The following is a 25,972-nucleotide window of genomic DNA, read 5'->3' on the forward strand; positions in this document are numbered from 1 at the left end:
CATACATGTGCGGGCGCTGTCGGGTACGTTTGGTGATCTTGACTCTTTTCGCACTTCGCCGTGGCGCCCGTGCTGGATCAGTGCTGGATGCGCGGGCATTTCCGCAGGTCAAAGCCTTATGGTGGAGTTCCGCTTCAACGTGTAGCGAGTGAGGTACCACCACGTCGCTGATCTCGCAAACATGCAAGTCAATAGGGGTCTGGCCCTTCAGGGTCAGGCCCCTGGATTTTTACCGTGCTGGATGGGTGCTGGATTTTCTGACCTCTCGTCACCTGTCATCACCCCTGCTCATCCCTACCGTGCTCGATGTGTGCTGGGAAGGATGAGAGCGCCCGTGCTGGGGTGTGCACTGCCTAGGTGTGCTGTCCGGGCAGGTTGGTGATGGTGGCCAGCCCGCTGTCAGCCACCGGGTAGCCGGACTTGCTATCAGTTGTGATCTTGAGCCGCGAGCGAAGTGCTCTTGGGCGGAGACGATCTCCTTCTCGTTCGCCTGGTCCCAGCCGACCAGCACGTCAGGCACCGAGCGGAAGCCTGCGTACGTCGGGGATGGGTCACCTCCACCAGGGTGGCCGCAGCCTTGATGACCCAGAGGTCGTCGGCTCGGGCCAGCGCGAGCCATCCCGTGACGGACCGGTCACGCAGCACGGCCTTGGAAAGCCCCTCACTGTCCAGGACCAGCGTGCCGCCGGGAATGGCGGGGGAGCGGGTCACGCGGCGCTCGCCCCGCCTTGGGACTGCTGCTGCCGGGCCTGGTGGAGCTGATCGCGAGCGCCCGGATCTCCGACCCGCAAAAGCCCCCGCACCGACAGCTGATCAAAGAAGGCCCAGGCCGCTCAGGAGTGATTCCAAACGAGCGTATAGCGCCAGAACAGCCGTCGTCGGAGCCGCGCTCCGGGGAGGACGTCTCTGGCTTCACGGACAATGTCGTCGAAGGTCATGTCCGCTGAGCGAGTAGAGGCAGTCATGGATGCTGGCCGGGGCGCTGGACGCCCCTTGTTCTTCAGCCAGCCCATGGCGGCGTTGGCCGGAATGGCGGCGACACCGAGCAGGTGATCCACAGGGGTCTGGGCGCGGGAGAGGCCGACGATCACCAAGGTCCCTCCCGGCGCCAGGTGGCGGCGGAAACAGGTGAGGGCCTGGGCGAAGGGCATGTGGTGGATCGTGGCGACGCACGTGATGACGTCGTAGGAGCCGGCAGGGAACTCGGCTACCGCATCCGCGACGGTGAAGGTCACGGGAAGCACATCAGGAGTCAGCTCCTGGGCCTGGGCGGTGATTGCCGGATCAGAATCGACTGCCGTCACAGCGGCGGCGCGTCTGGCCAGGAGCCTTGCGAGGTCACCGCTGCCGGAGCCGATGTCGAGGGCGTGGTTGAAGCGTTTCGGCAGTTGCCGAAGGATCCAGCGGTGGTAGTGGGCGTTGTGATCCCACGGGTAGGCGGCATTGAACCGTTCAAGAGCACACAGGAGACGAGGCGACAGGATCTTCACGCACCCAGTCCACCAAGTCCCGGCAGTAAGCACGCCCCGTTCCGGAACAAAGATCAACCGCTTCACGGACTGCCGGACTCGGCCCAAAGAGGCGAGTTGCGTCAGGCGGTACATGCCCTTCCTGCTGCCGCCCGCGAGCCGCTCGCCGCTCGACCGCCTCCAGCCGCCGCCCGCCACCCAGCGCGGCCTGCGCTGCCGGGCTCGGCCGCATGTGCCCCAGGCTCGCCCGGCGGCCGGAGGAATTTCGTTCGCCGTCTCAGGTAATCGCTTCTAGCCTGCGTTGGGTGATGACAGCTGAGGATGTGTTGTCTGTCTTGGCCCTGCTGCAAAGCGCGCGGGTTGACGTCTGGATCGGCGGAGGCTGGGGGATCGATGCTTTGATTGGCGAGCAGACCCGGGGGCATCGCGACCTGGACTTGATGCATCGGAAGGATCATGAAGCCGCAGTCATGGCGGCCCTGTCCAGGGTGGGTTTCGAAGAGAGCCTGGACTGGCGGCCTGTCCGGTTCGTCGTAACGGATCTGGGCGGCCGAGAGATCGACCTTCACCCGCTGGTCTTCGCCGAGGACGGCTCAGCAGCGCAGGCATCGTTTGAGCCGGAGCGACCGTTCATGTATCCCTCCTCATGCTTTGTGACGGGCGTCATCAGCGGAACGACCGTCCCGTGTCTCTCAGCTGAGCAGCAGGTTTACTTCCACCAGGGTTATGAGCCATCCGATCGTGATCGTCACGACATGGCCCAACTCCGCCGAGTCTTCGGGATCTTCACTCATTTTTGATCCGGTCAGCGAGACGAGCATCGCTTTCCCAGCGCCTGGCGCTATTCCATTTCGGCCCCGGACTTCCCTCAGCGAGGCAACTTCGGTGAGGGATCGCCATGGCGTCGGTCGTACGCAACGTGCAGGCTTCACGGAAGTTGATCCAGGCCCGAGATGTGACAGCGCCCGATCCTCGTCGGCACGGATTCCACCGGCAGGCCCTGCTGACCGTTCGGTGGCATGCTGTGCCCTTGTCCTCGTAGGCGGCTTCCGCTTGTAGGGGGAGGCTGGCATCGGTCAGGCGGTCAGGCGAAGCGGGTCAGACGGTCACGCGGTCATGATTGCTGAAGGTGTTGAGTCCGGTGACAAGGCTGTGATGTGTGGAAGGAGGTCGTGGACCCCTTCAACGAGGAGCAGCTCTCCGTGGTCAGCCTCACCAACTGCTTCAACCGCATTCGCACCACCATCGAGGAGCTCCTCGGCACCACCTGGTGACCGGCGCTGCTGATCTGCCGTCAGGACCAAGGTGCTTGCCCGTCCGAGCGACGGTGCTGGTGGTCGTGGTCCGCCGCCACCGGCACTAATGCCCGGCGGTACGTGTGGTGAGGTCCTCGTCCGTGATGGGGCGGACCACCCGGCAAGGGGTTCCGACCGCGACGGTCATCGGGGGAATGCTGTGGCTGACGACGCTGCCGGCGCCGATGACCGATCCGTATCCGATACGGACGCCGGGCAGGACCACCGCGTTGCTGCCGATCCACACCTTGTCCTCGATCACGATCGGTTCCGAGAACCGCCCGAAGTCCGCGCGTCGCGAGGGATGCACCGGGTGTCCCGTCGTGGTCAGTGTCACGCTGGGCGCGATCATGACACCGTTGCCTATGCGGATGTCCACGTCGTCGACGAAGGTGAGGTTCACGTTCCCGAAGAAGTCGTCGCCGATGTGGACGTTGCTGCCGAACCCGGCGTGGAACGGCGGCAGCAGCACCGTGCGTTCACCGACCGAGCCGAAGATCGCGACAAGCAGCGATCGGCGTTTCTCCGTGTCGCCCGGTGGTGTGTGGTTGTACTCGAAGATCTGCTCGGTGCGGCGCCGAGGGGCCTGGAAGGCCGCTTCCGACTCCGTGTAGACCAGCCCCTTGGCGATCCGGGCCAGGACTCCTTCCTCGTGAGCATGCGTCACAGCGGAACGCTCCCTTCGTCCAATCCCTTGGGCACAAGCTCAGCGTGCCCTGCTTGACCGTGCGTCAGGCACAAGATCATCTGGCACTCGCAGAAGTCTGCCGCACTTCACTCCGCAGCCAAGCCGTTTCACCGAAGTCATTCAGAAGGTGATCAGTTAAAGCACTGCGGGGCGCCGTTACTCCCGACGGTGGACAGCGCGTTCATCGGCGGATCGATGCGATGAGGCGTCGTAGCGCGGCGTGGGCGGGTGGGCCCCACGTGGCCTTGCCGCCGGGGCGGCCATGAAGGCCGGCCTCTCCGATGAGGATGCCGCTGAGGGCTGACAGCACCGCCCAGCCGCGGGCGCGGCGCAGCGTCGCGGCGTCCACCACCGGCTGGTAGGCGTCATGGAAGCGGTCGGCGGCCCCGTCCGGCAGCAGTATCCAAGGGGCGGCGAGATCGCAGGCCGGATCGCCCGCGCAGAGGTCGCCGAAGTCGATCACGCCGCAGAAGGTGCCGTCCGCGGTGAGGACGTTGGCCGGATGCAGGTCGCCGTGGAGCCACAGCGCCGGGCCCGCCCACTCGGGCGCGGTAAGGGCGTCTTCCCAGACTGCGCGGACGGCATCCGGTTCGGGGAGCAGCTCCAGCTCGATGGCCGCGGCGAACTGCTCGGCGAATTGCTCGGCACGGTCGGCCAGTGGCCCCCCGCGGCCACGACCGGCGGGTGCCCCGCCGGGGGCAGGTCGGTGAAGGGCCGTCAGGAAGGCGGCCAAGGTGCCGGCCGCCTCCGCGGCACGTGTGGAGGGAGTGCGGTCAGCAGGCGAGCCGGGCACCCAGGTGGTGACGATCCAGGGTCGCGGAAACCGTTCGGAGGGCTCGCCGAGGCGCTGCGGGACGGGAACGGGCAGGGGAAGGCGCGGGGCGAGAGCGGGTAGCCAGGCGTGCTCCTTACGCAGCAGGGCGTCCGCGGACTGCGTCGCCCAGGGCAACCGGACGGCAAGGTCGTCGCCGAGCCGCCACAGCTGGTTGTCCCAGCCACGCGCGCCGAGCTTCAGGGGACGACCGGCCAGGTCAGAGTGCTGGTCGAGCAGCAGGTCCCGGACCAGATCTGCGGTGATGTCGATCTCGGTATGGGTCATTCGGAGCCACGGTAGTCGGACGCTGGCCCGGGCGTTTGTGCCGCCCAGCACGCAGTGCCGCTCACCATCCTCACTTCCTGAAGTGGGCACCGCACGGTAATGCCCGTCGGCGGCTGGTTCCCTCTCGGCCGTCCTGCGAAGGGAGGAAGAGACACAGGCTGGCATTATCGGGGCGGGCCAGGTTTGGTGAGGATTGCTTCCATTGCCCCTTTCTTGGCGCCTGCCTTGCCGAGAGCCGCGCGCCGGAGGCCGCCCCTGGGCGACCGGCGCGCGGACCTGCGGCTCGTCACCGCCAGATGGACTTCAGCTGCCACGCCTGCATGTGGTCGAGGGTGGCGGTGCCGTCTTCGGCGAAGACCTCGACGCCGGTGCTGGAAGGGTCGGGGAAGATCTGGTCCGTGATCACCGCTTCGCCGTTGCCGCCGAAGACCTCGACGGACGACCAGTCGACCAGGATCCGCAGCTTCACCTTGCCGTTCTTGGCCTTCAGGGGGGCGGTCTGTATGCCGGGGAAGGTGCTGTTGAAGTCGCCGACGCCGGAGCGGGTGCGGTCGACGTACAGCTCCTGGGTCGTGGTGTCGTAGCCGATGACGGTCTCCTCGCCTCCGGCGCCGGTGCGCACTTTCAGGCCGAAGCGGTCGGCGTCCTTGAGGGAGAAGGTCGCCTCGATGTCGAGTGCCTTGCCCTTGGCCGTGGGGCCGATCAGGGGCTTGGAGGTGCTCTCGACGGTGACGCCGGACGCCGTGGCCGGGCGCTTGTTCCGGAGGGACTCCAGGCTGCCCACCGGCTTGCTGGTCAGCCGGATCTGGCCGTTGATCGTGCGCAGTGCCATTTCCCGGGGAACACTCTGCGCGCTGCGCCAGGGGGAGGTGGGGATGGAGCCGGCGTAGTCCCAGTTGTTCATCCAGCCGATCATGTAACGCTTGCCGCCCGGTGCGTTCTCCCAGGAGACCGCCGCGTAGTAGTCCTTGCCGTAGTCGGTCCAGTCGGCGCGCTGTACGACGGAGAGGGCGGGCTTGTCAGCGGCGGTGAACTGGTCGGCCATGACGTGGCCCCAGCCGGTGGTGTTCATGTCGCGGATCTGGATCTGTGCCTTCTTGCCGAGGTAGGGGCGCATGTCGAACGACGCCCAGTCCAGGGTCTCGCTGTCGGCGCCGGTGGCGCTGCGGACGACCTTGCCGTCGACGATCAGATTGACGGACGTCTCTGTGGAGACGCGCTGGGCCTGGGTGTCGGACAGCACGATGTGGTCGACGTTGAGGTGGCCCCAGCCGCCGGTGTTGTCGTCGACGATCCTGATCTGTGCCTTCTTGCCGGTGAGGTCACCGACGTCCCAGGAGGCCCAGTTGAGCGCCTCGGCGTCCTTTCCGGTGGAGCTGCGGACGACTTGGCCGTCCACGAGGAGCTCGACGGCGGTGGGGTTGTCGGAGCCGGCGGGGTGGTTGCCGCCGCCGATGAGGAAGTTGATGTGCTTCTTGTCGATGGTGAACTCGGGCGACGTGAGGGTGCCGGTGGTGGAGTCGCCGTTCAGGAAGGTGTTGACCAGCCCGTCTCCCAGGAAGCCGGAGACCTGCCCCTGGCTGGGGAGGGTGCCGGTGGCCGGTGCGGTGCCGAAGGCGTCCCCGGTCGCCGTCCAGCCGCCGTACGTTCCGCCTTCGAAGTCGGCGAGGACCGTGCCCTCGGGCGGAGACACGTCCAGGACGGTTCCGGCCTCGTGCTCATGCCGCCCGCCACCGACCTTGAAGTTCAGGTAGGGGCTGTTGACGGTGAAGGAGGGGGAGGTGAGGGTGCCGGTGGCGCCGTCGCCGCCGTGGAAGCTGTTGGCGAGACCCTTGCCGTCGAAGCCGGTGACCGCCCCCTGCCAGTCCACCGCCCCGGTCGCCGGCCCCTGACCGAACGCGGTTCCGGTCGTCGTCCACGAACCGAAGTCGGTGCCCTCGAAGTCCTGCACCACCGTGCCGGTGGGCGGGGTGTAGGTACCCTTGTCCTCGGCGCTGAACGTCTTGCCGTCGAAGTCGCCGATGAAGTATTGCGAGCCCGAACCGCCCGCGAAGCCACCGGGGTTGATGTTGACGACCAGGACCCACTTGATGTTGTTCTTGTCCCCGTCGACCGCGAGGGGGAACAGGTCGGGGCACTCCCACACGCCGCCCGTCGCACCGGCCGGCCCGAACTCGCTCTGAAGCTTCCAGTCCTTGAGGTTCTTGGACGAGTAGAACCGCACCTTGTGCTCGGCGGACAGCGACACCGTCATCAGCCAGCTCTTGGTCGGCGCGTACCACTGCACCTTGGGATCGCGGAAGTTGTCGGAGCCGATGTCGATGACGGGATTGCCCTGGTACTTGGTCCAGGTGCGGCCGCGGTCGGTGCTGTAGGCGAGCGACTGGGCCTGCTTGCCGCCGTTCTTGTAGGCGCTGGTGTAGATCGCCACCATGGGCGGGTTCTTCTTCGTGCCGAAGCCGGTGGTGTTGTTCCAGTCGACGACCGCGCTGCCGGAGAACACCATCTCCTCGTCGTCGTGCGACAGGGCGAGCGGCAGGTGCTTCCAGTGCACGAGGTCCGTGCTCACCGCGTGCCCCCAGGACATGTCGCCCCAGGAGTTGCCGTTCGGGTTGTACTGGTAGAAGAGGTGGTATTCGCCCTTGTAGTAGACGAGGCCGTTGGGGTCGTTCATCCAGTTCTTCTGCGGGGTGAAGTGAAACTGGGGTCTGTAGGTCTCGGTGTATGTCGGGGTGTCCGCGGCGACGGCCTGGGGAGCGAGCGGGGCTGCGGACAGGGCGCAGACGGTCGCCACCGCCGCCATCATCCGTATGCGGGCATGCCGGGATACGCGTACTGAGCTCATGGTGTCTCCTAGTCCCGCGGCTCGTCGGCGCAGGGCTGACTGCGGCCCCCGCGCGGCGGACCGAAAAGTGACATCCCAGTGGCGTCGACGTCCACGCAGCCGACTGGGGTGTCATGACGACTTGTGTCATCGATGACAGCGAGTGCCCGATTATGAAGCGCAGTCCGGCCAGTGCGTCAACGGTTCGGGCGCGATTGCTCCGGGACGTGCCTGGGGTCTGCAGGGCGTCGTCGGCGGTCGCGAACCGCGTCAACGAGTTCGGCCATGGCGGTCCGGGTCGTCAACCGTGCGGGTCAGAGCGGTGATTGGGTGGCGAACAGGCTGGCTTCCGCGGCATTGCGCGAGAGCGAGATCGGCCTCGTTGACGAGTTGTTTCCGGGGTGTTGACCGGTCGGGCCTCTCGGTGCTTCACTTCCGGAACCGGTACCGAAACCGGTTCCGGGACCGCTTCCGGTACCGGTTCCATGGGTCTCTGTACGATCGCCTTCGGTGCGGGAGGAAGTCTTCCGCCTCTGCATGAAGGGAGGGGAGGTGACATGGGAGTCACAATCGCCGACGTGGCCGAGCGGGCCGGCGTCAGCAAGACGACGGTCTCGCGGGTGCTGAACGGCAAAGGCGAGATCAACGAGAACACCGTCGTGAAGGTCCGCAAGGCGATCTCGGAGCTCGGCTATGTGCCGAGCGCCGGGGCAGTGGGACTCGCACGCGGCACGACCCAGATGATCGGCATGCTGGTCCCTGACATGGCCTGGGCCTGGGCCGGCATCGTGCAGGCGGTCGTCGAAACGCTGGAGACCGACGGCTTCGGACTGCGCATGCTGACCTGGAACCACGGTGAGGAGTCACTGCGCAGACTGGGTCTGCAGGTCGCCGCCAAGTCCTTCGACGGTCTGCTGGTGATAGAGCCTGAGGGGGCCCTCGGATCCATCACGGAACTGCACGAAGCGGGGCTGCCGGTGGTACTGATCGACGACCGCTTCCAGCGGCCGGGATTCCCCTACGTGGCCACCACCAACCGGGAGGGCGGTGAGCAGGCGGCACGCCACCTGCTGGACCTCGGCCGCCGCCGTCCTCTGGTGGTCACCGGTCCCGAGGAGTACGGCTGTACTCGGGAACGGCTGGACGGCTTTGTCGATGTCTATGCGCAGGCCGGGATCGATCTCGACTCGCGCAGCATCATCGGCGGTGACTTCCTGTTCGAGACCGCCCGGAGCGCGGTCGCGCAAGCTCTCGCGGACGGCGTGGAGTTCGACGCGGTCTTCGGGCACAACGACCCCTCGGCGGCCGGTGTGCTCGCGGCCTTGCATGAGGCCGGCCTTCGGATACCGCAGGATGTCGCTGTGGTGGGCTTCGATGACGTCGAGCTGGCGTCGTACACCTATCCGGCGCTGACCACCATCCGTCAGCCGATGCGGGAGATGGGTGAGGCGGCGGCGCGTCTGCTGCTCGACCACGTGCGCAGATCACCGGAGGCCGCACTCTCGCGCATCATTCCCACCAGCCTCGTGGTCCGGGGTTCGACGTTGGAGCCAAGCTCGAACTGACGTGACGTCATCGCGATGCGCAAGTGATGCGCCTCGCAGCCGGGCGGTGCGTTGCCGGTGACGCACCGCCTCCCGTCTCCCTGAAACCCCGGCGAACCTCTTCGGCCTCGCCTTCCTCGTACCCGTAGCGGGCTGCGCCTGCGTTCACGCGGCACCGCCCACCTGCACCTCTCCGCTCGCGCGTTCCCGATCCGGGACACCGAACGGTGCGCCTGGCACACCTTGGCCCGGCCGCTACCCACTCCGAGGCGGATGCTCCAGCCGCGACCTGCGGCCGACCGCCGATGCCGCTTTCACCACAGACGGTCTCCCCTTTGTGGGCCGACCCATCCGGGTGCCGGCCCGCTCCCACCTTTCGCCGCCCCCCGCGCCTGTATCGCTCAAATGGCAAGGAGCCGCACGATGCGTACCACCACCCGTCACGCTGTCAGAACCGTCCAGACCCTGTGCGTCACCGTCACGGCCGCCCTGGTGGCCACCGGCTGCGGCCGGAGCGAGGATTCCGGCCCCGGCAAAGACGCACCCGCCGAGATAGCCGCGGGCAAGGCCAAGGGGACAGTGGTCATGTGGTCCATGGGTGACCCCGACGCCGACCTGAAGAAGCTGGCCAAGAAGTTCGAGCAGGAGAACCCGGACGCGACCGTCAAGATCACAGCGGTCCCGTGGAGCGCCGCCCACGACAAACTGACCACTGCGGTCGCCGGCGGCAACACCCCGGACATGTCCATGGTCGGGAGCACCTGGATGGCCGAGATGGCCGCCATGAACGCCTTCCAGGCCACTCCGTCGTCGATCAAGTCGTCGGACTTCTACCCCGGCCAGTGGGACACCACCAAGTACAAGGACACCTCCTACGGCGTCCCGTTCATCGCCGACACCCAAGCGATCTACTACCGGACCGACATCACCACGAAGGCCGGCATCAAGGGCGCCCTGGCGGGCGACCGGGCCGGATTCCTGAAGGACCTCAAGGCCATCCAGGCCACCGCCGGCAAGGAGAACCCCAAGCTTCGCCACGCCAGCGGGCTGGTGATGGGCTTCAACTCCTGGATTTTCTGGGTGCCGATGGTCTGGCAGCAGGGCGGTGACATCTACGACGCCAAGACCGGGAAGTTCACCTTCGACTCGCCCGAGGTCGCCAAGGCACTGGAGTACTACGCGAGCGTCCCGAAGCAGGGCCTTGCGCCGACCGACAGGGCGGACAACGTGCAGGGCTTCAGGGACGGGCTGATCGCCGTCTACCAGGAGGGTGCGTGGGCAGGCGGCAGCTTCCACAAGGACGCCCCGGAACTGGACGGCAAGTGGAAGACCATGCCGGTGCCGTACTCCGAGCAGCCCTCCGGGTTCTCCGGCGGCAGCGACCTGGCGGTGTTCAAGGACGCCAAGAACCCCGACGCGGCTTGGAAGTTCGCCCTGTTCCTGACCGAGCCTGCCAATCTCGCGGCCTATTCCAAGGCCACCGGCAGCCTGCCCCCTGCGCCCCAGGCGTGGACTGAGGGCAAGCTGACCGAGGACGAGAACATGAAGGCGTTCGCCGAGCAGCTCGAGGTCAGCAAGGCGCCGCCCGCCATCACGACCTGGCAGCAGATCGCCGACGCCATCGACTCCGAACTGGAGAAGCTGATCCTCGGCAAGGCCACCGTCGCCGAGGTGCAGAAGACGCTGCAGTCCAAGGCCACCAGCATCGGCACGGGCCGCTGAGCGCCACCGCCATGAGCACCCCTCGTAGGGACGGATGACATCCATGTCCACGAATACGCTCCCCGGGCGGGGCGACACAGGCAAGCGGAGCACCGGGGGGCCGGAGCGGAGTGCCGATCGCCGACGCCTCACGCTCCGGAGCCCGGCGCGCGGCAGGCAGGCCCGGGCCGCCTGGATCCTCGCCGGGCCCTTCCTCGCGCTGTTCGCGGCCTTCATGCTGCTGCCGGTGGTGTGGTCGCTGCTGATGAGTTTGACCGACACTCAGAGCGCCGACCTGCGCACCCCTTTGAGCGTGTCGTTCGTCGGCTTCGACAACTACGTCCGGCTCTTCCAGGACGATCAGTTCTTCACAGCTCTGCGCAACACCGCCGTGTTCGTCCTGGTGGCGCTGCCCCTGACGCTGGCCGCCGGGCTCGCGGCGGCGGTCGCACTCAACAGCGGCATCCAACGCTTCCGGGCCGTCTTCCGGGTCGGCTTCTACCTGCCGGTGATCACCAGCATCGTGGCCGTCGCCGTGGTGTGGAAGACGCTCCTCGAACCTCGCGCGGGACTGGTTAACCTCGTTCTGGGCTGGTTGGGGATCGACGGCCCGGCCTGGCTGGCGGACACCCGCTTCGCCCTGCCCGTCATGATCCTGATGGCCGTATGGCGCAACCTCGGCACCGTCATGATCATCATGCTGGCCGGGCTGCAGTCCGTGCCCCAGTCCCTGATGGAGGCGGCCGAACTCGACGGCGCCGGACCCTGGCAGCGGTTCTGGCGCGTCACCTTCCCGCTCCTGCGTCCCGCCCTGCTGCTGACCGCCGTCACCACCGGCATCGGCTACCTGCAGTTCTTCGACGAACCGTTCGTCATGACCGACGGCGGCCCGCTGGACTCCACCCTGTCGGCCACGTTGTACGCCTACAAACAGTTCGGCAACGGCAATTACGAGATGGCGTCGGCCGCCAGCTACGTCATCTTCGTCCTCATCGTGGCGCTGACCGTGCTGCAGTTCCGCGTGCTGCGAGACAAGGACTGACGACCCATGAGCACCCTCTCCACCCTCCCCACGGCACAACCGGGCACGGACCGCATCCTCAGGCGCCGCCGCATCCGCCAGACCTGGGGCCAGCCCTGGCTGTATCTGCCGCTCGCGGGCGCCCTGCTGCTGATGATCGCGCCGTTCCTGTGGATGCTGTCCGGCTCCTTCAAGCCCGAGGCCGACATCCGCAAGGTGCCGCCCGTCCTGCTCCCCACGGCGCCCACGACCGCCAACTACGGTGAGCTGTTCAGCACGCTCGACTTCACGAGCATGTTCGCCAACTCCGTGATCGTGGCCCTCGCCGTCACCGCCGGGAACCTCATCTTCTGCTCGATGCTCGGATACGCCCTGGCCAAGCTGGAGTTCCGCGGACAGCGCGCCGTTTTCCTGCTGGTCATGGGGACGCTCATGATCCCCGGCCTGGTCACCTTCGTTCCCCTGTACGTGCTGGTGTCCAACATGCAGCTGACCGGTTCGATGCTCGGGCTGATCCTGCCGTTCCTGGCCGGCCCCTTCGGGGTGTTCCTGATGCGGCAGTTCATCTCCACCCTGCCCGACGAGCTGATCGACGCCGCCCGCGTCGACGGCTGCGGCGAACTGGCCATCTTCGCGAAGATCATCCTGCCGCTGACCAAGCCGGCCCTCGCCACGCTGGGGATCATCACCTTCCTCGGCTCCTGGAACAACTTCCTGTGGCCGCTGGTCGTGGCCCAGAACGAGAGCCAGTACACCCTCCCCGTCGGCCTCGCCCTGGCCAGCAGCGGGCAGTCCTTCACCCGCTTCGGCATCCTGCTTGCCGGCGCCGTGGTCGTCCTGCTGCCGGTGATGATCGTCTTCCTGCTCTTCCAGCGCCAGTTCGTGGCCGGCATCGCCACCACCGGCCTGAAGTGACACCCCGGCTTCCGCCCCGCCGCCCCGTGCCGTGCCTGCCCCGCCCAGGGCGGCGGGCGGACGGCACGCGAGCCCCGCCGCGCAGGGCGGCAGCGTTCGCGCGACGAAGCACTCACGTCGCCCAGCAACTCTCTGATCTGTGACGACTCATCTCTTGGAGAACACCGTGGGACAGCCGGTCCACTCTGCCGTGTACCTGGATCCGGAAGCGTCCGTGGAAGCGAGAACCGACGACTTGCTGTCATGGATGACCTTGCCGGAGAAGGTCGGGCAGTTGCTGATGCTCGACGCACAACACGGGGACCTTGCGGACATCGTGTCGGCCAAGCTGGCCGGATCGGTCCTGCATGTGTCTCCCGCGCTGATGCCTCAGGCCATGGAACTGGCCCGGCAGACACGGCTCGGCATTCCGTTGCTGACCGCCGAGGACGGCATCCACGGCCACTCCTTCTGGCCGGGCGCGACCATCTTCCCGACCCAGCTGGCCATGGCCTGCACCTGGGACCCCGCCCTGCTCCACCGGGTGGCCCGCGTGGCCGCCACCGAGATCGCGGCGACCGGAATCCACGGGACGTTCTCCCCGGTGCTGTGCATCACCCGGGACCTGCGCTGGGGCCGGATCAACGAGACGTTCGGCGAGGACCCGTTCCTGATCGGCGAACTCGGCGCGGCGATGGTGCGCGGCTACCAGGGCGACGGCCTCGGCGACCCGACAGCCGTACTGGCATACGCCAAACACTTCGCCGGCTACTCCGAAACCCTGGGCGGGCGCGACGCGAGCGAAGCCGATCTCAGCCCCCGCAAGCTGCGCTCGTGGTTCCTGCCCCCCTTCGAGCAAGCCGTTCGGGCCGGCTGCCGCGGCTTCATGCTCGGCTACCAGTCGATCGACGGGGTGCCCATCACCGCCAATGAGTGGCTGATCAACGACGTGCTCAAGGGCGAATGGGGCTTCACCGGGACGCTGGTGACCGACTTCGACAACGTCGGCCGGATGGTCTACGACCAGCGCACCTGCGCCGACCACGCCGAGGCGGCGGCGGTCGCCGTCAACTCCGGCAACGACCTCGTCATGGGCACCCCGGCCTTCTTCGAAGGCGCGCAGGAGGCGGTCGCCCGCGGCCTGCTCGACGAGAAACAGATCGATGACGCGGTACGGAGGGTGCTGCGGCTGAAGTTCGAACTCGGGCTCTTCGAGGATCCACGCGCTCCCGACCCCGAGCGGCAGGCGCAGGTGATCGGCTGCCGAGCACACGCCGACCTCAACCTCGAAACCGCCCGACGCTCCCTGGTGCTGCTGCGCAACGACGGCACTCTACCGCTCGAAGGCGGGCTGACCTCGGCCTCGGACGGAACCGGCCGCGCCGTGAGCCAGGGCACAGCGCGGACTATCGCGGTCATCGGCCCCAACGCCGACAGCCCCGAAGCCATGCTCGGCGACTGGGCCGGCGCCTCCGGACAGTTCTCATGGATGCCCGAAGGACATCCACGCGAGTCGGTGGAGACGGTGCTCGACGGTCTTCGCGCCGTCGCACCCGCCGACTGGACGCTCACGCACGCCCGCGGAGCCGACATCGCAAGCCCCGCCTACCACCCCGAGTGGTCCACCGGCCCCGACGGCCAAGCGCTGGCGCCCGTGTTCACCGCCGCCCCGGTCGACCCGGCACAGCTTCGGGAGGCTGTTGCCGCCGCAGAGGCCGCCGACTACGCCGTCGTGGTCGTGGGAGACACCATCGCCCTCACCGGCGAGGGGCGCTCCACGGCCACGCTCGACCTCCAAGGAGGTCAGATCGCCTTGCTGGACGCGGTCGCCGCCACCGGCACACCGATGATCGTCGTACTGGCCCAGTCCAAGCCGAGCACACTCCCGGACTCGGCACTGAACGCGGCGGCACTCGTCGAGGCGTTCAACCCGGGCATGCGCGGTGGCCGCGCCCTCGCCGAACTCCTCCTCGGGCTCATCGAACCCAGCGGCCGGCTCCCGCTGTCCTTCGCCCGCCACGTCGGACAGCAACCGGTCTTCTACAACCAGGTGCGAGGCCAGCACGGCAACCGCTACGCGGACCTCACGCAGGACCCCCTGTTCGCGTTCGGCGAGGGCCTCAGCTACACCACCGTCACCTACTCCGACCTTGTCGTGCACGACCCGGAGGTCACCGCCGACGGCACCGTCGACGCCACGGTGCGGCTCACCAACAGCGGCAGCCGTCCGGTCCTGGAAACGGTCCAGGCATACATCAGCGACCTGACCACCAGCGTCACCTGGGCCGAGCAGGAGCTGAAGAATTTCACCCAGGTCGAAATCCCTCCCGGCGAAAGCCTGGACGCTCGTCTCAGCATCCCTGCCTCGCAGTGCTCACTCGTCACAGCCGACAACCGGCGCGTGGTCGAACCCGGTGAGTTCCTGCTTCGTGTCGGCCCCAGCTCACGACGAGAGCAGCAGCTGAGCGCGGGATTCCGCATCCGGACCTGAACCCCGTATCCGCACCTGAAAGTCCGCATACGGGCTTGAAGACCCCCGCCCCGCCGGCCCGCCGCCCCGCTAACCCGAAGGCCGGCGGGGCGGGCCCCCTCAGAAACACCGAAAGGCACGCGTGTGTCCACCACAACCCGCGATCCGCACCGCCCCGTGGCGCACCTGCGCCCGCCCCGCAACTGGATCAACGACCCCAACGGGCTGGTCTTCCACGACGGCTATTACCACGTGTGCTACCAGTACAACCCGTCCGGAGCGACCCACGCGAACATGCATTGGGGCCACTTCCGCAGCCCCGACCTGCTGACCTGGGAGCCGCTGCCGATCGCCCTGTCCCCGAACCCCGATGGCGTGGACGCCGACGGCTGCTTCTCCGGCAACGCCGTCTCCGACGGCGACCGGCTGGTCGCCTTCTACTCCGCGCACCGCGAGGACCGCTCGTTCCAGCACCAGCCGGTCACCTGCGCCGTCTCGCACGACGGCGGCAACAACTTCCAGCCGCGGGGCGAACTGCTCATCCCCGAGCTGCCCGAGGGCTGCACCATGTACCGCGATCCGTACGTCTGGCAGGACGGCGGCGGCTGGCGGATGCTGGTCGGCGCCGCCCTCGCGGACGGCCGCGCCGCAGCCCTCCTGTACGACTCACCCGACCTGGAGACCTGGACCTACCGGGGACCCTTCGCGGCCCGCCGTCCGGAGCCCATCGGTGGCACCGACCTGTTCACCGGCGAGGGCTGGGAATGCCCTCAATACCTCCCGGCAGCCGACGGACCCGGCGCCCTCATCCTCAGCACATGGACCGAACCCACCGGCCCGCAGAGTGTCGCGGCCCTGATCGGCGAAGAGCACGACGGCCACTTCCAGGCCGGCCCCGCGGTTCCTGCCGACCACGGCCCCGACTGTTACGCGCCCGCCCTGCTGCGCGCACCGGGCAACCGGTGGCTGCTGTGGGGCTGGTCATGGGAAGCCCGCGACGAAGCCTGGGCCGTCGCGGACGGATGGGCCGGCGTCCTCACCCTGCCCCGCGAGATCCATGTCGACGATGACGGCACCCTGCGCCAGCAGCTCGCCACCGAACTGCTCGCCCTGCGCGGCGACCACAGCATCCATGCCGCAGGGCAGACGCACGGCCCGCAGCCGGTGGAACTCGGCCGCGTGGGCAGCGCCTTCGACCTGACGGCCCGTCTGGAGCCGACCGGAGAAGCCGGTCTGCGGCTGCTCACCACCCCGGACGGCTCCGAGTACCTCGACATCCGCCTCGACGTCGATGCGGGCGAACTGGTCGTCGACCGCGACCACGCCTCACTGGACACCCGGGCCCGTGGCGGCTCCTACCGGATGCCCTGCCCAACCGACGGGCCTGTCGACCTGCGCGTGGTCGTCGACCACTCCATCGCCGAAATCTTCCTGACCACCACCGGCCAGGTCCTCACCCTGCGCTTCTACCCCACAGGGCAGAGCTCCTGGCGACTGCAAGCGCTCACCGCGCCGGGTACGCGCCTCAGCTACGCGGTCGACGCCTGGGAACTGCACCCGCTCGTGAGCAAGGAGCCGAGCACCAGCGCCGCAGAGCCGGCGCCGACGTCGCCGTAGAACCGACTCCAACCGGTCGATCCCCCACCTCGGCAATGTGTTCCACCCCCTCTCCCAAGTACTGACCAAGCAGGTCCGAAGGAGGATCTTCCATGAGCTCATACGGTTTCGGACGACGCCAGTTCCTGGCCACCGCCGTCGGTGTCGCCGCCGCCTGGACCCAGGTTTCCGGGAACGCCATCGCCGCCCCGCAGCTGAAGCAAGCCTCACGTGACAATTTCGTCCGTGTGTGGCTGACGGACGTATCGGCCGACAAGTGGGTCGCCGGCCAGGACGATGTGCTGTTCAAGGCGAAGAGAGCGGCCAACCCGCTGACGATCAAGATCGACGACAGCGTCAAGTACCAGAAGGTCCAGGGCTTCGGCGCGGCCATGACCGACTCCTCCGCCTGGCTCATCGACAAGCTGTCCACCGCCGAACGGACCAAGCTGATGAAGAAGCTGTTCGATCCCTCGAAGGGAATCGGCCTCAGCCTGCTCCGCTCTCCGATGGGCGCCACGGATTTCAACGCGTCCGGGAACTACTCCTACAACGACATGCCCGCGGGCCAAACGGACCCGACACTGTCCAACTTCTCCATCCAGCACGACGTGCCATACATCATTCCGGCCCTGCGGCAGGCTCTCTCGCTTAACCCGTCAATCAAGATCATGGCCAACCCGTGGAGCCCGCCAGGCTGGATGAAGACCTCCGACTCCATGATCGGAGGCACCCTCAAGAGCGAGTACACCTCCGCGCTCGCCACCTACTTCCTCAAGTTCATACAAGCCTGTGGCGAAGCCGGCGTGCCCATCTCCTACATCTCGCCGCAGAACGAACCCATGGGTACGCCCACCTGGCCCGGCATGTTCCTGTCCGCGTACCAGGAAGCCGAGTTGATCCAGGAGATCGGCAAGGCGTTCGAAGCCAACGGAATCTCCACAAAGATCCTGGCGTGGGACCACAACTGGGACGTGCCCTCGTATCCGGAGACGATTTTCAGCGACCCCGCGGCCTCCAAGTACACCGCGGGAACCGGGTGGCACATCTATAGCGGAAACCCGAACTACCAGACGCTGGTCCACAACGACTACCCGAGCAAGGAAACGTTCATCACGGAGGCCACAGGAGGCGTCTGGCAGGACAGCGACCAGACGGCGTTCAGCGAAGCACTGGGTACGTGGATCATCAACGGCACACGCAACTGGGCGAACGGGGTGATGCTGTGGAACATCGCACTCGACCCCGACCGGGGCCCGCTCAACAGCGACACCGCCGGCATACCCATGCTTCGGGGCTTGCTCGCGATCGACCCAGCCGACGGGCGGGTGACCTACAACGTGGACTACCACGCCCTCGCTCACGCCAGCATGTTCGTCAAGCCCGGAGCACACCGGATCTACTCGAACACCTTCGGGGAAGACAGCATAGAGAACGTCGCGTTCCAGAACCCGGACGGATCGAAGGTCCTCATCGCGCACAACTCGGGCAGCGCGGCGAAAACCTTCAGCGTCGCGGACGGTACACACTCGTTCGACTACACCCTGAACGCCGGTGACGCCGTCACCTTCACGTACTCCGGGCCTGCGCAGAGCGGCCACACCCCCGCAGCGACCAAGGTCTCCGACCCGACGCACGACTTCACCTTCACGTCGGCATCCGGCCCGGTCACCGTCACGTACGACCCGGCACTGCTGCCCTACCAGAACTCCATCCGCACCGGAAGCAAGCTGGTCACGTACTCCCTGCCGATCGGAGCTTCCGTCCAGACGACAGGAAGGGCACTGAGCCGCAGCAAATGGACCGCCACGGCTTCCGCGCAGCCGGACTGGGGCGTGGCCGCGAACGCGATCGACGGCGACATCAACACGAAGTGGAGTCTCGGGCACGGGCCGACGAGCGGCGACTGGTTCCAGATCGACCTGGGGAGCCCCACGAGCTTCAATAAAATCGTCATCGACACCGGCGTGAACAACTCGTTCGACTACGTCACCAAGTACCAGATCTACGGTTCGAACGACGGTGCCGATTGGGGCAGCGCGATTGCGAGCGGCAGCGGAGGCATCGGCAAGATAGCCGTCACGTTGCCGACCCGAACGGCACAGTACATCCGCATCGTCAGCACTGCGGCATCCGGTTTCTGGTGGGGCATCGGCGACATCGAGGTGTACGGGTCTGCGCGTGGAACCGGCTCGATCACAGCTCCGGCAGCGGTATCGAACGGCCTCCAGCTGAAGAACTGGACCAGCAAGGAAGGGGAGGTCACCGTCGTATTCAACGGGACCACCGACAGCAAGAGTTTCAAGATATCCACCGGCGGCTCGTACACCTATACGCTGCCAAGCGGCACCTCGGCGATGTTCACCACCAAGAAGCTGTCGAGCTTCCCATCGCCGACCTTCAGCGATCTGAAGCCGGACCAAGGCATGCCGCGCTCCAAGTTCACGATTCGTGGCTCTGGTTTCGGCGATGCACAGGGGCTGGGCACGGTGTATTTCGGATCAAGCTATGCCGAAATAGACACCTGGTCGGACACCAGCATCAGCGCCTACGTTCCGAAAGGACTTCCGGCGGGGAAGGTCACGGTTTCCGTGAAGGGAGCCAGCGGAGCAGACGCAGGACGATCATCGTTCGACGTCATCGATCTAGGTCCTGCGCTGCCGCGGACGGGTTGGACCGCAAAGGCTTCGGACGCAAGCCCGTCGGATGCGCCCGGAAACATGCTGGATGGCAACTCTGACACCCGGTACAGCTCCGGAACAGGACAGTACGACGGCCTCTGGATCCAAGTGGACATGGGGCAGACGCAGACCTTCGACAAGATTGTGTCGGATGTCGGCGGAAGCGTCAGCGACTATGCGCGGAGCGTAGACGTATACGTGTCCGCGGATGGAACCGACTGGACCAAGGTCTCTTCCGTAGCGGACGGCCAACGAGTCCACCTGATTTCCTTCCCCACGCAGACAGCTCGCTACATCAAGGTCGTCAACACCGGCAACGTTGCGCGTAGCTGGTGGTCAGTCGCAGAATTCAACGTCTACAACTGACATCGGGCTTTCATGCGGGTAATCGTCGGTGTAGCCCCCGACGCAGAGAAAAGTGCCTCCGGCCGGCGAGAACAGGCATTGCTGATGTCCTTGCTCACGCATTGGTCGGAGGCGCTTTCGTTGGCGCCAAGAGTGGGGTCTCATGACAGAAGCTGCTCGTGGGGCGTGCTCGGGGCGGGTACGCAGTTTGTCTTGTAAGCCGGCAGGGAGCGGGCGTTCGCAGACTTCATACATGTGCGGGTGTTGTCGGGTACGTTTGGTGACCTTGAGTCTTCTCGCACTTCGTCGTGGCGACCGTGCCGGATCGGTGCTGGATGCGCGGGAATTTCCGCAGGTCAGAGCCTTATGGTGGAGTTCCGCTTCAATGTCTAGCCGGTGACGTGGCACCACATTGCCGATCCAGCAAACCCGCAGGTCAGAAGGGGTCTGACTCTCCAGGGTCGATCCCCTGGATTTTTACCGTGCTGGATGGGTGCTGGATTTTCTGACCTCTCGTCGCGGTCATCTGCTCGACGATGCCGGGAGTCGCCGCGGTACAGGCTTCCGCACCCGGGTCTTGCTGCACTTGGCATGCGCCTGGCGCCGAAGCCGGTGGCGGCCCGGCTCTGGGTAAGACCCTTCCCCGGGGTTCCCGGCGTCGTTCCGGTGGGCTGCGGCGCGAGGAGGTGGCCGCGCCGGCCGGTATGTCGGTCGACTACTACAGCCGGATCGAGCAGCAGCGCGGTCCGATGCCGTCCGAGCAGGTGCTCGCCGGGCTCGCCCGGGGGCTGCATCTCAGCCTGTGCGAGCGGGACCACCTCTTCGACCTCGGCGGGCACTCGGCGCCGCGGCGGGTACTGCGCGACGATCACGTCAGCCCCACCATGATGCGCATCATCGAACGGCTCGCGGACACGCCGGCGTTGGTGATGTCCCGCTTCGGTGAGACCCTGCTGCAGACCCGTCCGGCGGTCGCTTTGCTGGGCGACTACACCCGGTTCAGCGGACTGTCCCGCTACCTGGTCTACCGCTGGTTCACCGACCCGGCGCAACGCGATCTCTACCCCGTCGAGGACCACGCCCTGCGGGGCAGGGTCTTTACCGTGGGCATCCGGGCGGCGTACACGGCGGACCCTCAGGGGAGGGCCGGCGAGATCGTCGCCGCACTGCTGGAGGTCAGCCCGGAATTCGCCGAGGTCTGGCGGTTGCACGAGGTGGACGTCACCCACCACAACGACCTCAAACGCTACCGGCATCCGGAGCTGGGCGAACTGGAGCTGTACTGCCAGCGGCTGGTGGACCCCGACCAGGCCCAGGAACTGCTGGTCTTCTCCGCCACGCCCGGCTCACCCAGCTACGAAAAGCTCCAACTCCTGCCCGCCGTGAGGGACTAGCTGTATGAGCGCCGACGTCACCGACATACGGCCCTCATGCAGTTGACGCCCGGCGTCAGCTCGCCGAGGCGACCGGGTCATCGACGAGGACGTGTCCGTGCCCGGGAGTTCAGCGGTCGCTCCGCGCCACTCCCGCGGCCTGGCCACGGGCGAGCAGTCGCGCACCGGCTGCGCGCATGGCGTGGAGCGAGCCTTCGGTGTCGCCCTCGCCCGCAAGCCGACCGGCACCGGCCACGTGTACGCCGCCGGCCTGCCCATGTCGGGGCTGACGGCGTTGCAGTTCCCGATCGAGCTCGGGCCAGGCCAACCGGCCTTCCTCGCACGACGGGTGCTCGTGGGGTTATATTGGGGTTATAGTTGCTCTGGACTGAGGAAGTGCGGGACATGCCAAAGATCAACGTCTACGTTCCCGATGCGCTGGCCGAGCGCATCAAAGCCGTCGGCCTCTCAGTCTCTCCCGTTTGTCAAAGTGCCTTGGAAGAGGAGGTGCGCCGGATGGAGGCGCAGCAGAAGGCGAGTGCGGACCTGTTGGAGGTCGCGGCCCGGCTCCGGGCCACCAAGCAGGACCCGGCTCTCGCGGGTGAGGAAGGAGCGCGTGGTCACGAGGTCGGCCTGGACTGGGCGCGGACCGCGGCGACCTACGAGGAACTGTCCGAGATCGCCGGTCTGGGACTGCACGGCTGGTCGGTGCTGCCGGTCCCCGCGGAACACACGCTGGCGGCCGTTCTGCGGGTCGAGGACCTCCCGCAGGACGAGACCGGCGCGTTCGAGCTGAGTGTCCAGGATCCCTGGGTGCGCGGCCTGGTCACCGCGTGCGGGGAGGTGTGGCGCGAGGTGCAGCCCGTGATCTGAGCGGGCCGGACCGGCGCGGCTCTCGCGCCTCCAACGAACCTCGTACGAGACACCAACGGTCCCGTGGCCGCTGTCACTAGATTCCCTGTCGTCCGGACTCTGCACACCTGCGCACCTGACGGAGGGCGGTGTCGTGTGACCGAGAACGACGTGGGCGGCCTGATCGCAGCGGCCGGGGGGACCGACGAGGACATCGGGGCGGCGCTGCGGGCCGTCGGGCCGGAGCGAGTCGTCCGGCTGCTGGTGGACGAACTCGTGCACCGCGCCGACCTGGAGGACCTCCCGGACGCGGCGGGCGTGGTCCGTTTCGCCTGCCGGACCGGCGACACGACGGTCGAACACCAGGTGCACGTCTCGGCGGGCGGTGCCCGACCGTGCGCCGACGTGGGGAAGCCGGACCCCGATGTGACGATTCGGTACGACGCCGCGGAACTGGTGCGTGCGGTCTTCGGTCCGTCCCGGGCACGCACCAGTGCCACGCGCACCGTCGAATGGCACACCACCGACCCGATCGGGCCGCACAACGAGGTACCGCGCACCGCGTTCCTCGTCCAGCGCCTGCTGCGCGGCACCGCGCCCGGCCGGGACGACCTGGCCGAACTGTCACTCCGTCTCGGCAGCGACAAATGGGGACTGCACTTCTACACCCCGCTGTACGAACGGCACTTCGCGCCGCTGCGCGACCGGGCGCTGACCCTTCTGGAACTGGGCGTCGGCGGCTTCGACGACCCGGAGGCCGGCGGGGGCTCGCTGCGGCTGTGGCGGCGCTATTTCCACCGGGCTCTGATCTGCGGCGTCGACATCGCGGACAAGTCCGTGGCGGACGGCGGGCGCATCCGCACATTCCGCGGCAGTCAGGCCGACCCTGGCTTTCTCGATTCCCTGCTGGACCGAACCGGGCCGCCGGACATCGTGATCGACGACGGAAGCCACCGAAGTGCCGACGTGATCGCGTCCTTCCGTCACCTCTTCCCGCGGCTCAGGCCGGGCGGTCTGTATCTCGTCGAGGACCTTCAGACCTCGTACTGGCCGCGGTACGGCGGCAGCAGCGAGTCGCTGTCCTCCCCGGTGACCAGCATGGGATTCCTCAAGGAACTCGCAGACGCGGTCAACCACGAGGAGCTCAACGTCCCCCCGTCGGGTGCGGTCGGGGACTACGGCCCTCACGTCGTGGGCGTGCACTTCTACCACAACCTCGCAGTGGTCGAGAAAGGCGCCAACCAGGAGGGCACCCTGCCACCGTGGCACCCGGCCCGCGCCGGATGACCGCTCCCTCCGCTCTGTCCCACCCGCCCCGACCGGAAGGCACTGTTGATGACCACGACCGCAGACGTCCCGCGGACGGCCGAGGATCTGGCCGGCACCTACCTGGAACTGATGAAGCGCGTTCTGATGCGCTGCGCCGACGGCGAGGTCTTCCTCGCGGCGCCGCCCGACGGGGCTGTGAGCCGGGCGCCGTCCATGGAGGAGATGGAGAACGGGGTCGCGATGCACCCCGACGCGGACACCATGATCGGACGTCCGCGCCTGGACAACGTCCAGGCCTGCATCGAGAGCGTGTTGCGCGACGGCGTACCGGGCGACTTCGTCGAAACCGGCGTGTGGCGCGGCGGCACCTGCGTCTTCATGCGGGCCGTCCTCAAGGCGTACGGCGTCCAGGACCGCCGGGTCTGGCTCGCCGACTCCTTCGCCGGGTTTCCCCCGCCGGACTCCCGCACCTACCCGATGGACGCCGTCTACGAGCGGTACGCCAGCTTCGCCAAGGGGCTCGGCGAGTCCATCGCCGTCTCGGCGGACGAGGTGCGGGCACGCTTCCGCGGCTATGGCCTGCTCGACGACAACGTGCGCTTCCTGGAGGGGTTCTTCTCCGACACGCTGCCGCACGCGCCGATCGACGACATCGCCGTACTGCGGCTCGACGGTGACTACTACCAGTCCACGTGGGAGGCCCTGGAGTACCTGTATCCGCGGCTGAGTCCCGGCGGGTACTGCATCGTGGACGACTACTGGCTGACCACCTGCCGCAAGGCGGTCGACGACTTCCGCAAGAAGCACGGCATCACCGAATCCGTCGAGATCATCGACTGGACCGGTGTGTACTGGCGCAAGGGGAGGTGAGGACTGCCATGCACACGAGGTGCATCCGTATCCGGCTGCGGCCCGGCACCACCGAACGGGCCGCCGAGTGGCTGCGCGATTTCGAACGGCGCAGGGAGGAGTCGCTCACCTCGATGCGCAGCTCCGGGATGGTCTGGGAGAGTGCCTTCCTCGACCGGGGGAAGGACGGCGACGAGGTGCTGCTGGTGCAGTGCTCGCACGACTTCGAGAGCACCTCGCGCGCCTTCCTCGGTTCCACGCTGGCGATCGACGTCGAGGCCCGGACGGTGATGCAGGAGATCGCTGAGGAATTCCGGACTCCGGAACTGATGGTCCACCTCGTGGCGGATCCGCCCGAGCGGCCCCAGGGACCCGCAAGGCACGGTGACTGATCGACCCGGGAGAAGGAGGAGGGGACCTCGTGGCCCGCCGGACAGGTGCCGGCGGGCCTTACAGGTGTTGTTCGACCGATTCGGCGAACCTGACCAACAGGCGGGAGAACTCACGCACGTCCGCCGCGGGCCAGCCTTCGACCAGTTCGTCGAAGACCTGCTGCTGGAACTCCGTCGACCGGGCCAGCAGCCCCTCGCCGGCCGCCGTCAACGAGAGCACCCGGCGGCGGCTGTCCCGCTCGGACGGGGTATGGGTGACGTAGCCGGTCTTCACCGCGTCCGACACCATACGGCTGGCGGTCGAGGGGTCCAGTTTCAGCCGCTCGGCAACGGAACCCACGGTCACCTCGGTGTCCGCCGACAGAGGATCACCCACCGCCTGGACGACCAGGATGTGAATCAGCCGGTCCTGCCCCACGGAACCCGGCTGGCGGCCCAGGATACGAACCACGCGGAAGAGAGCCGGACCCGAGGCGCGGATCGGCGAACCGATGTCATCCACGCTGCTCATGACAGGACCGTAACATATATGTGCGTCACGCATATGTTGTAGGACGACCGGCCCGGCGACCCGGGGCAGGACCCCGGATCGCCGGGCCGGTCAGGTACCGGCGGGTGGTTCATACGTCCAGTAGTTCCTCGATCTGCGGGGCGTACCGGGCACCCGCCACCTCGCTCGCGGGGAAGCACTCGCTCAGCTCGGCCAGTTCCGCCGGTCCGAGCTCCAGGGACACGGCGGCCGCGTTGTCCTCCAGATGACCGGGGAACTTGGTGCCCGCCAGCGCCACGATGTCCTCGCCCTGGGCCAGGACCCAGGCGATGGCGAGCCGGCTCATCGGCACCCCCAGCCGCTCCGCGACCGCCTCCAGCCGCTTGAGCAGGACCAGGTTGCGTTCGATGTTGCCGGGGGCGAAACGCGGGAAGTTGTGCCGCCAGTCGCCCTCGTCCACCTCGTCCAGGGAGCGCACGGTACCGGTGAAGAACCCCCGGCCGAGCGGGCTGTAGGCGATCAGTGGCACCCCCAACTGCCGCTGGGCGGCGAGGATCTCGCCCTCCACGTGGCGCTGCCACAGCGAGTACTCGGTGGCCACGGCGGCGATCGGATGGACGGCGTGCGCCCGCCGCAGGGTGGCCGGGGACACCTCCGACAGCATCAGGCCGCGCACCTTCCCAGCCGTCACCAGCTCCGCCAGGGCGCCCACCGACTCCTCCACCGGCACCTGCGGATCCACCCAACCCAGGCAGTACAGGTCGATGTGGTCCGTGCCCAGTCGGCGCAGCGAGCTGTCGCAGGTACTGCGCAGGTACTCCGGCGAGCCGTCGAGCATCATGCCGCCCTCGGGGTTGGGGCGGATGCCGGTCTTGACGCAGATCACTGCCTCGTCGCGGCGGGTGCCGAGTGCCCGGCCGAGCTGCCTCTCGCCCTCGCCGCCGGCGTAGAAGTCGGCCGTGTCGATGAACGTGACACCCAGGTCCAGGGCCCGGCGGACCGTGGCCTCGCACGTGGCCGGGTCCTCCACGCCGTAACCGCCGGACATGCTCAGGGTGCCCAGTCCGAGCGCCGACACCTCGATCTCCGCCCCGCGGGGGCCCAGGGCACGTGTCCTCAT

The 25,972-nt window shown here is 67.4% G+C and carries 19 protein-coding genes and 1 pseudogene; 13 read left to right on the forward strand and 7 right to left on the reverse strand.

Annotated elements, in window-relative coordinates; translation table 11 throughout:
* Positions 1-540 precede the first annotated feature (540 nt).
* Positions 541-711: pseudogene (locus ACIBK3_RS08400) on the reverse strand (DNA-binding protein); the annotation flags it as partial.
* Positions 712-833: 122 nt separating this feature from the next.
* Positions 834-1,490: a class I SAM-dependent methyltransferase gene (locus tag ACIBK3_RS08405; protein WP_399363152.1), complete on the reverse strand. Its 657-nt coding sequence runs from the start codon at positions 1,488-1,490 to the stop codon at positions 834-836.
* A 287-nt stretch (positions 1,491-1,777) separates the two neighbouring features.
* On the opposite strand from ACIBK3_RS08405, the gene ACIBK3_RS08410 reads away from it, so the two are divergent.
* Complete coding sequence (locus ACIBK3_RS08410; RefSeq protein ID WP_399363979.1) at positions 1,778-2,269, forward strand: nucleotidyltransferase domain-containing protein; 492 nt, start codon at positions 1,778-1,780, stop codon at positions 2,267-2,269.
* A gap of 559 nt (positions 2,270-2,828) precedes the next feature.
* On the opposite strand, the gene ACIBK3_RS08415 is transcribed toward ACIBK3_RS08410, so the two are convergent.
* From ACIBK3_RS08415 to ACIBK3_RS08425, 3 genes are all read right to left on the reverse strand, one after another.
* Positions 2,829-3,431, reverse strand: coding sequence for a sugar O-acetyltransferase (locus ACIBK3_RS08415; RefSeq protein WP_399363154.1), 603 nt, complete (start codon positions 3,429-3,431; stop codon positions 2,829-2,831).
* 202 nt (positions 3,432-3,633) lie between these two features.
* Entirely contained in the window at positions 3,634-4,551 is a 918-nt protein-coding gene (locus ACIBK3_RS08420; protein ID WP_399363156.1) for an aminoglycoside phosphotransferase family protein, read from the reverse strand.
* Positions 4,552-4,837: 286 nt separating this feature from the next.
* Positions 4,838-7,396, reverse strand: coding sequence for a GH32 C-terminal domain-containing protein (locus ACIBK3_RS08425; protein ID WP_399363158.1), 2,559 nt, complete (start codon positions 7,394-7,396; stop codon positions 4,838-4,840).
* Positions 7,397-7,932: 536 nt separating this feature from the next.
* On the opposite strand from ACIBK3_RS08425, the gene ACIBK3_RS08430 reads away from it, so the two are divergent.
* From ACIBK3_RS08430 to ACIBK3_RS08485, 12 genes are all read left to right on the forward strand, one after another.
* Positions 7,933-8,940, forward strand: a complete 1,008-nt coding sequence (locus ACIBK3_RS08430) for a LacI family DNA-binding transcriptional regulator (protein ID WP_399363161.1) — start codon at positions 7,933-7,935, stop codon at positions 8,938-8,940.
* 402 nt (positions 8,941-9,342) lie between these two features.
* Positions 9,343-10,641 (forward strand): extracellular solute-binding protein, encoded by a 1,299-nt coding sequence (locus tag ACIBK3_RS08435; RefSeq protein WP_399363163.1) that lies wholly within the window; start codon positions 9,343-9,345, stop codon positions 10,639-10,641.
* Positions 10,642-10,684: 43 nt separating this feature from the next.
* Positions 10,685-11,662: a carbohydrate ABC transporter permease gene (locus ACIBK3_RS08440; RefSeq protein ID WP_399363166.1), complete on the forward strand. Its 978-nt coding sequence runs from the start codon at positions 10,685-10,687 to the stop codon at positions 11,660-11,662.
* Positions 11,663-11,668: 6 nt separating this feature from the next.
* Positions 11,669-12,556: a carbohydrate ABC transporter permease gene (locus ACIBK3_RS08445; protein ID WP_399363168.1), complete on the forward strand. Its 888-nt coding sequence runs from the start codon at positions 11,669-11,671 to the stop codon at positions 12,554-12,556.
* A gap of 247 nt (positions 12,557-12,803) precedes the next feature.
* Positions 12,804-15,026, forward strand: coding sequence for a glycoside hydrolase family 3 N-terminal domain-containing protein (locus ACIBK3_RS08450; protein WP_399363171.1), 2,223 nt, complete (start codon positions 12,804-12,806; stop codon positions 15,024-15,026).
* Positions 15,027-15,149: 123 nt separating this feature from the next.
* Positions 15,150-16,622 carry a glycoside hydrolase family 32 protein gene (locus tag ACIBK3_RS08455; RefSeq protein WP_399363174.1) on the forward strand — a complete coding sequence of 491 codons (1,473 nt, stop codon included), beginning with the start codon at positions 15,150-15,152 and terminating at the stop codon, positions 16,620-16,622.
* A 92-nt stretch (positions 16,623-16,714) separates the two neighbouring features.
* Positions 16,715-19,648, forward strand: a complete 2,934-nt coding sequence (locus tag ACIBK3_RS08460; RefSeq protein ID WP_399363176.1) for a discoidin domain-containing protein — start codon at positions 16,715-16,717, stop codon at positions 19,646-19,648.
* Between the two features lie 605 nt (positions 19,649-20,253).
* Positions 20,254-21,021: a helix-turn-helix transcriptional regulator gene (locus tag ACIBK3_RS08465; protein ID WP_399363981.1), complete on the forward strand. Its 768-nt coding sequence runs from the start codon at positions 20,254-20,256 to the stop codon at positions 21,019-21,021.
* 495 nt (positions 21,022-21,516) lie between these two features.
* Entirely contained in the window at positions 21,517-21,873 is a 357-nt protein-coding gene (locus tag ACIBK3_RS08470; protein ID WP_399363179.1) for a hypothetical protein, read from the forward strand.
* Positions 21,874-22,008: 135 nt separating this feature from the next.
* Positions 22,009-23,139: a hypothetical protein gene (locus ACIBK3_RS08475; RefSeq protein ID WP_399363182.1), complete on the forward strand. Its 1,131-nt coding sequence runs from the start codon at positions 22,009-22,011 to the stop codon at positions 23,137-23,139.
* A 48-nt stretch (positions 23,140-23,187) separates the two neighbouring features.
* Complete coding sequence (locus tag ACIBK3_RS08480) at positions 23,188-23,991, forward strand: TylF/MycF/NovP-related O-methyltransferase (RefSeq protein ID WP_399363185.1); 804 nt, start codon at positions 23,188-23,190, stop codon at positions 23,989-23,991.
* An 8-nt stretch (positions 23,992-23,999) separates the two neighbouring features.
* The gene (locus ACIBK3_RS08485; RefSeq protein WP_399363187.1) at positions 24,000-24,362 is read left to right on the forward strand and encodes a DUF6176 family protein; all 363 of its coding nucleotides are present in this window, start codon (positions 24,000-24,002) and stop codon (positions 24,360-24,362) included.
* A gap of 58 nt (positions 24,363-24,420) precedes the next feature.
* On the opposite strand, the gene ACIBK3_RS08490 is transcribed toward ACIBK3_RS08485, so the two are convergent.
* Together ACIBK3_RS08490 and ACIBK3_RS08495 are read right to left on the reverse strand one after the other, a co-directional pair.
* On the reverse strand, positions 24,421-24,873 hold the full coding sequence (locus tag ACIBK3_RS08490; protein WP_399363190.1) for a MarR family winged helix-turn-helix transcriptional regulator: 453 nt from the start codon (positions 24,871-24,873) through the stop codon (positions 24,421-24,423).
* Between the two features lie 109 nt (positions 24,874-24,982).
* Positions 24,983-25,972 carry an aldo/keto reductase gene (locus ACIBK3_RS08495; RefSeq protein WP_399363192.1) on the reverse strand — a complete coding sequence of 330 codons (990 nt, stop codon included), beginning with the start codon at positions 25,970-25,972 and terminating at the stop codon, positions 24,983-24,985.

Source organism: Streptomyces sp. NPDC050287 (genome assembly GCF_044459385.1).
Lineage (GTDB): Bacteria > Actinomycetota > Actinomycetes > Streptomycetales > Streptomycetaceae > Streptomyces.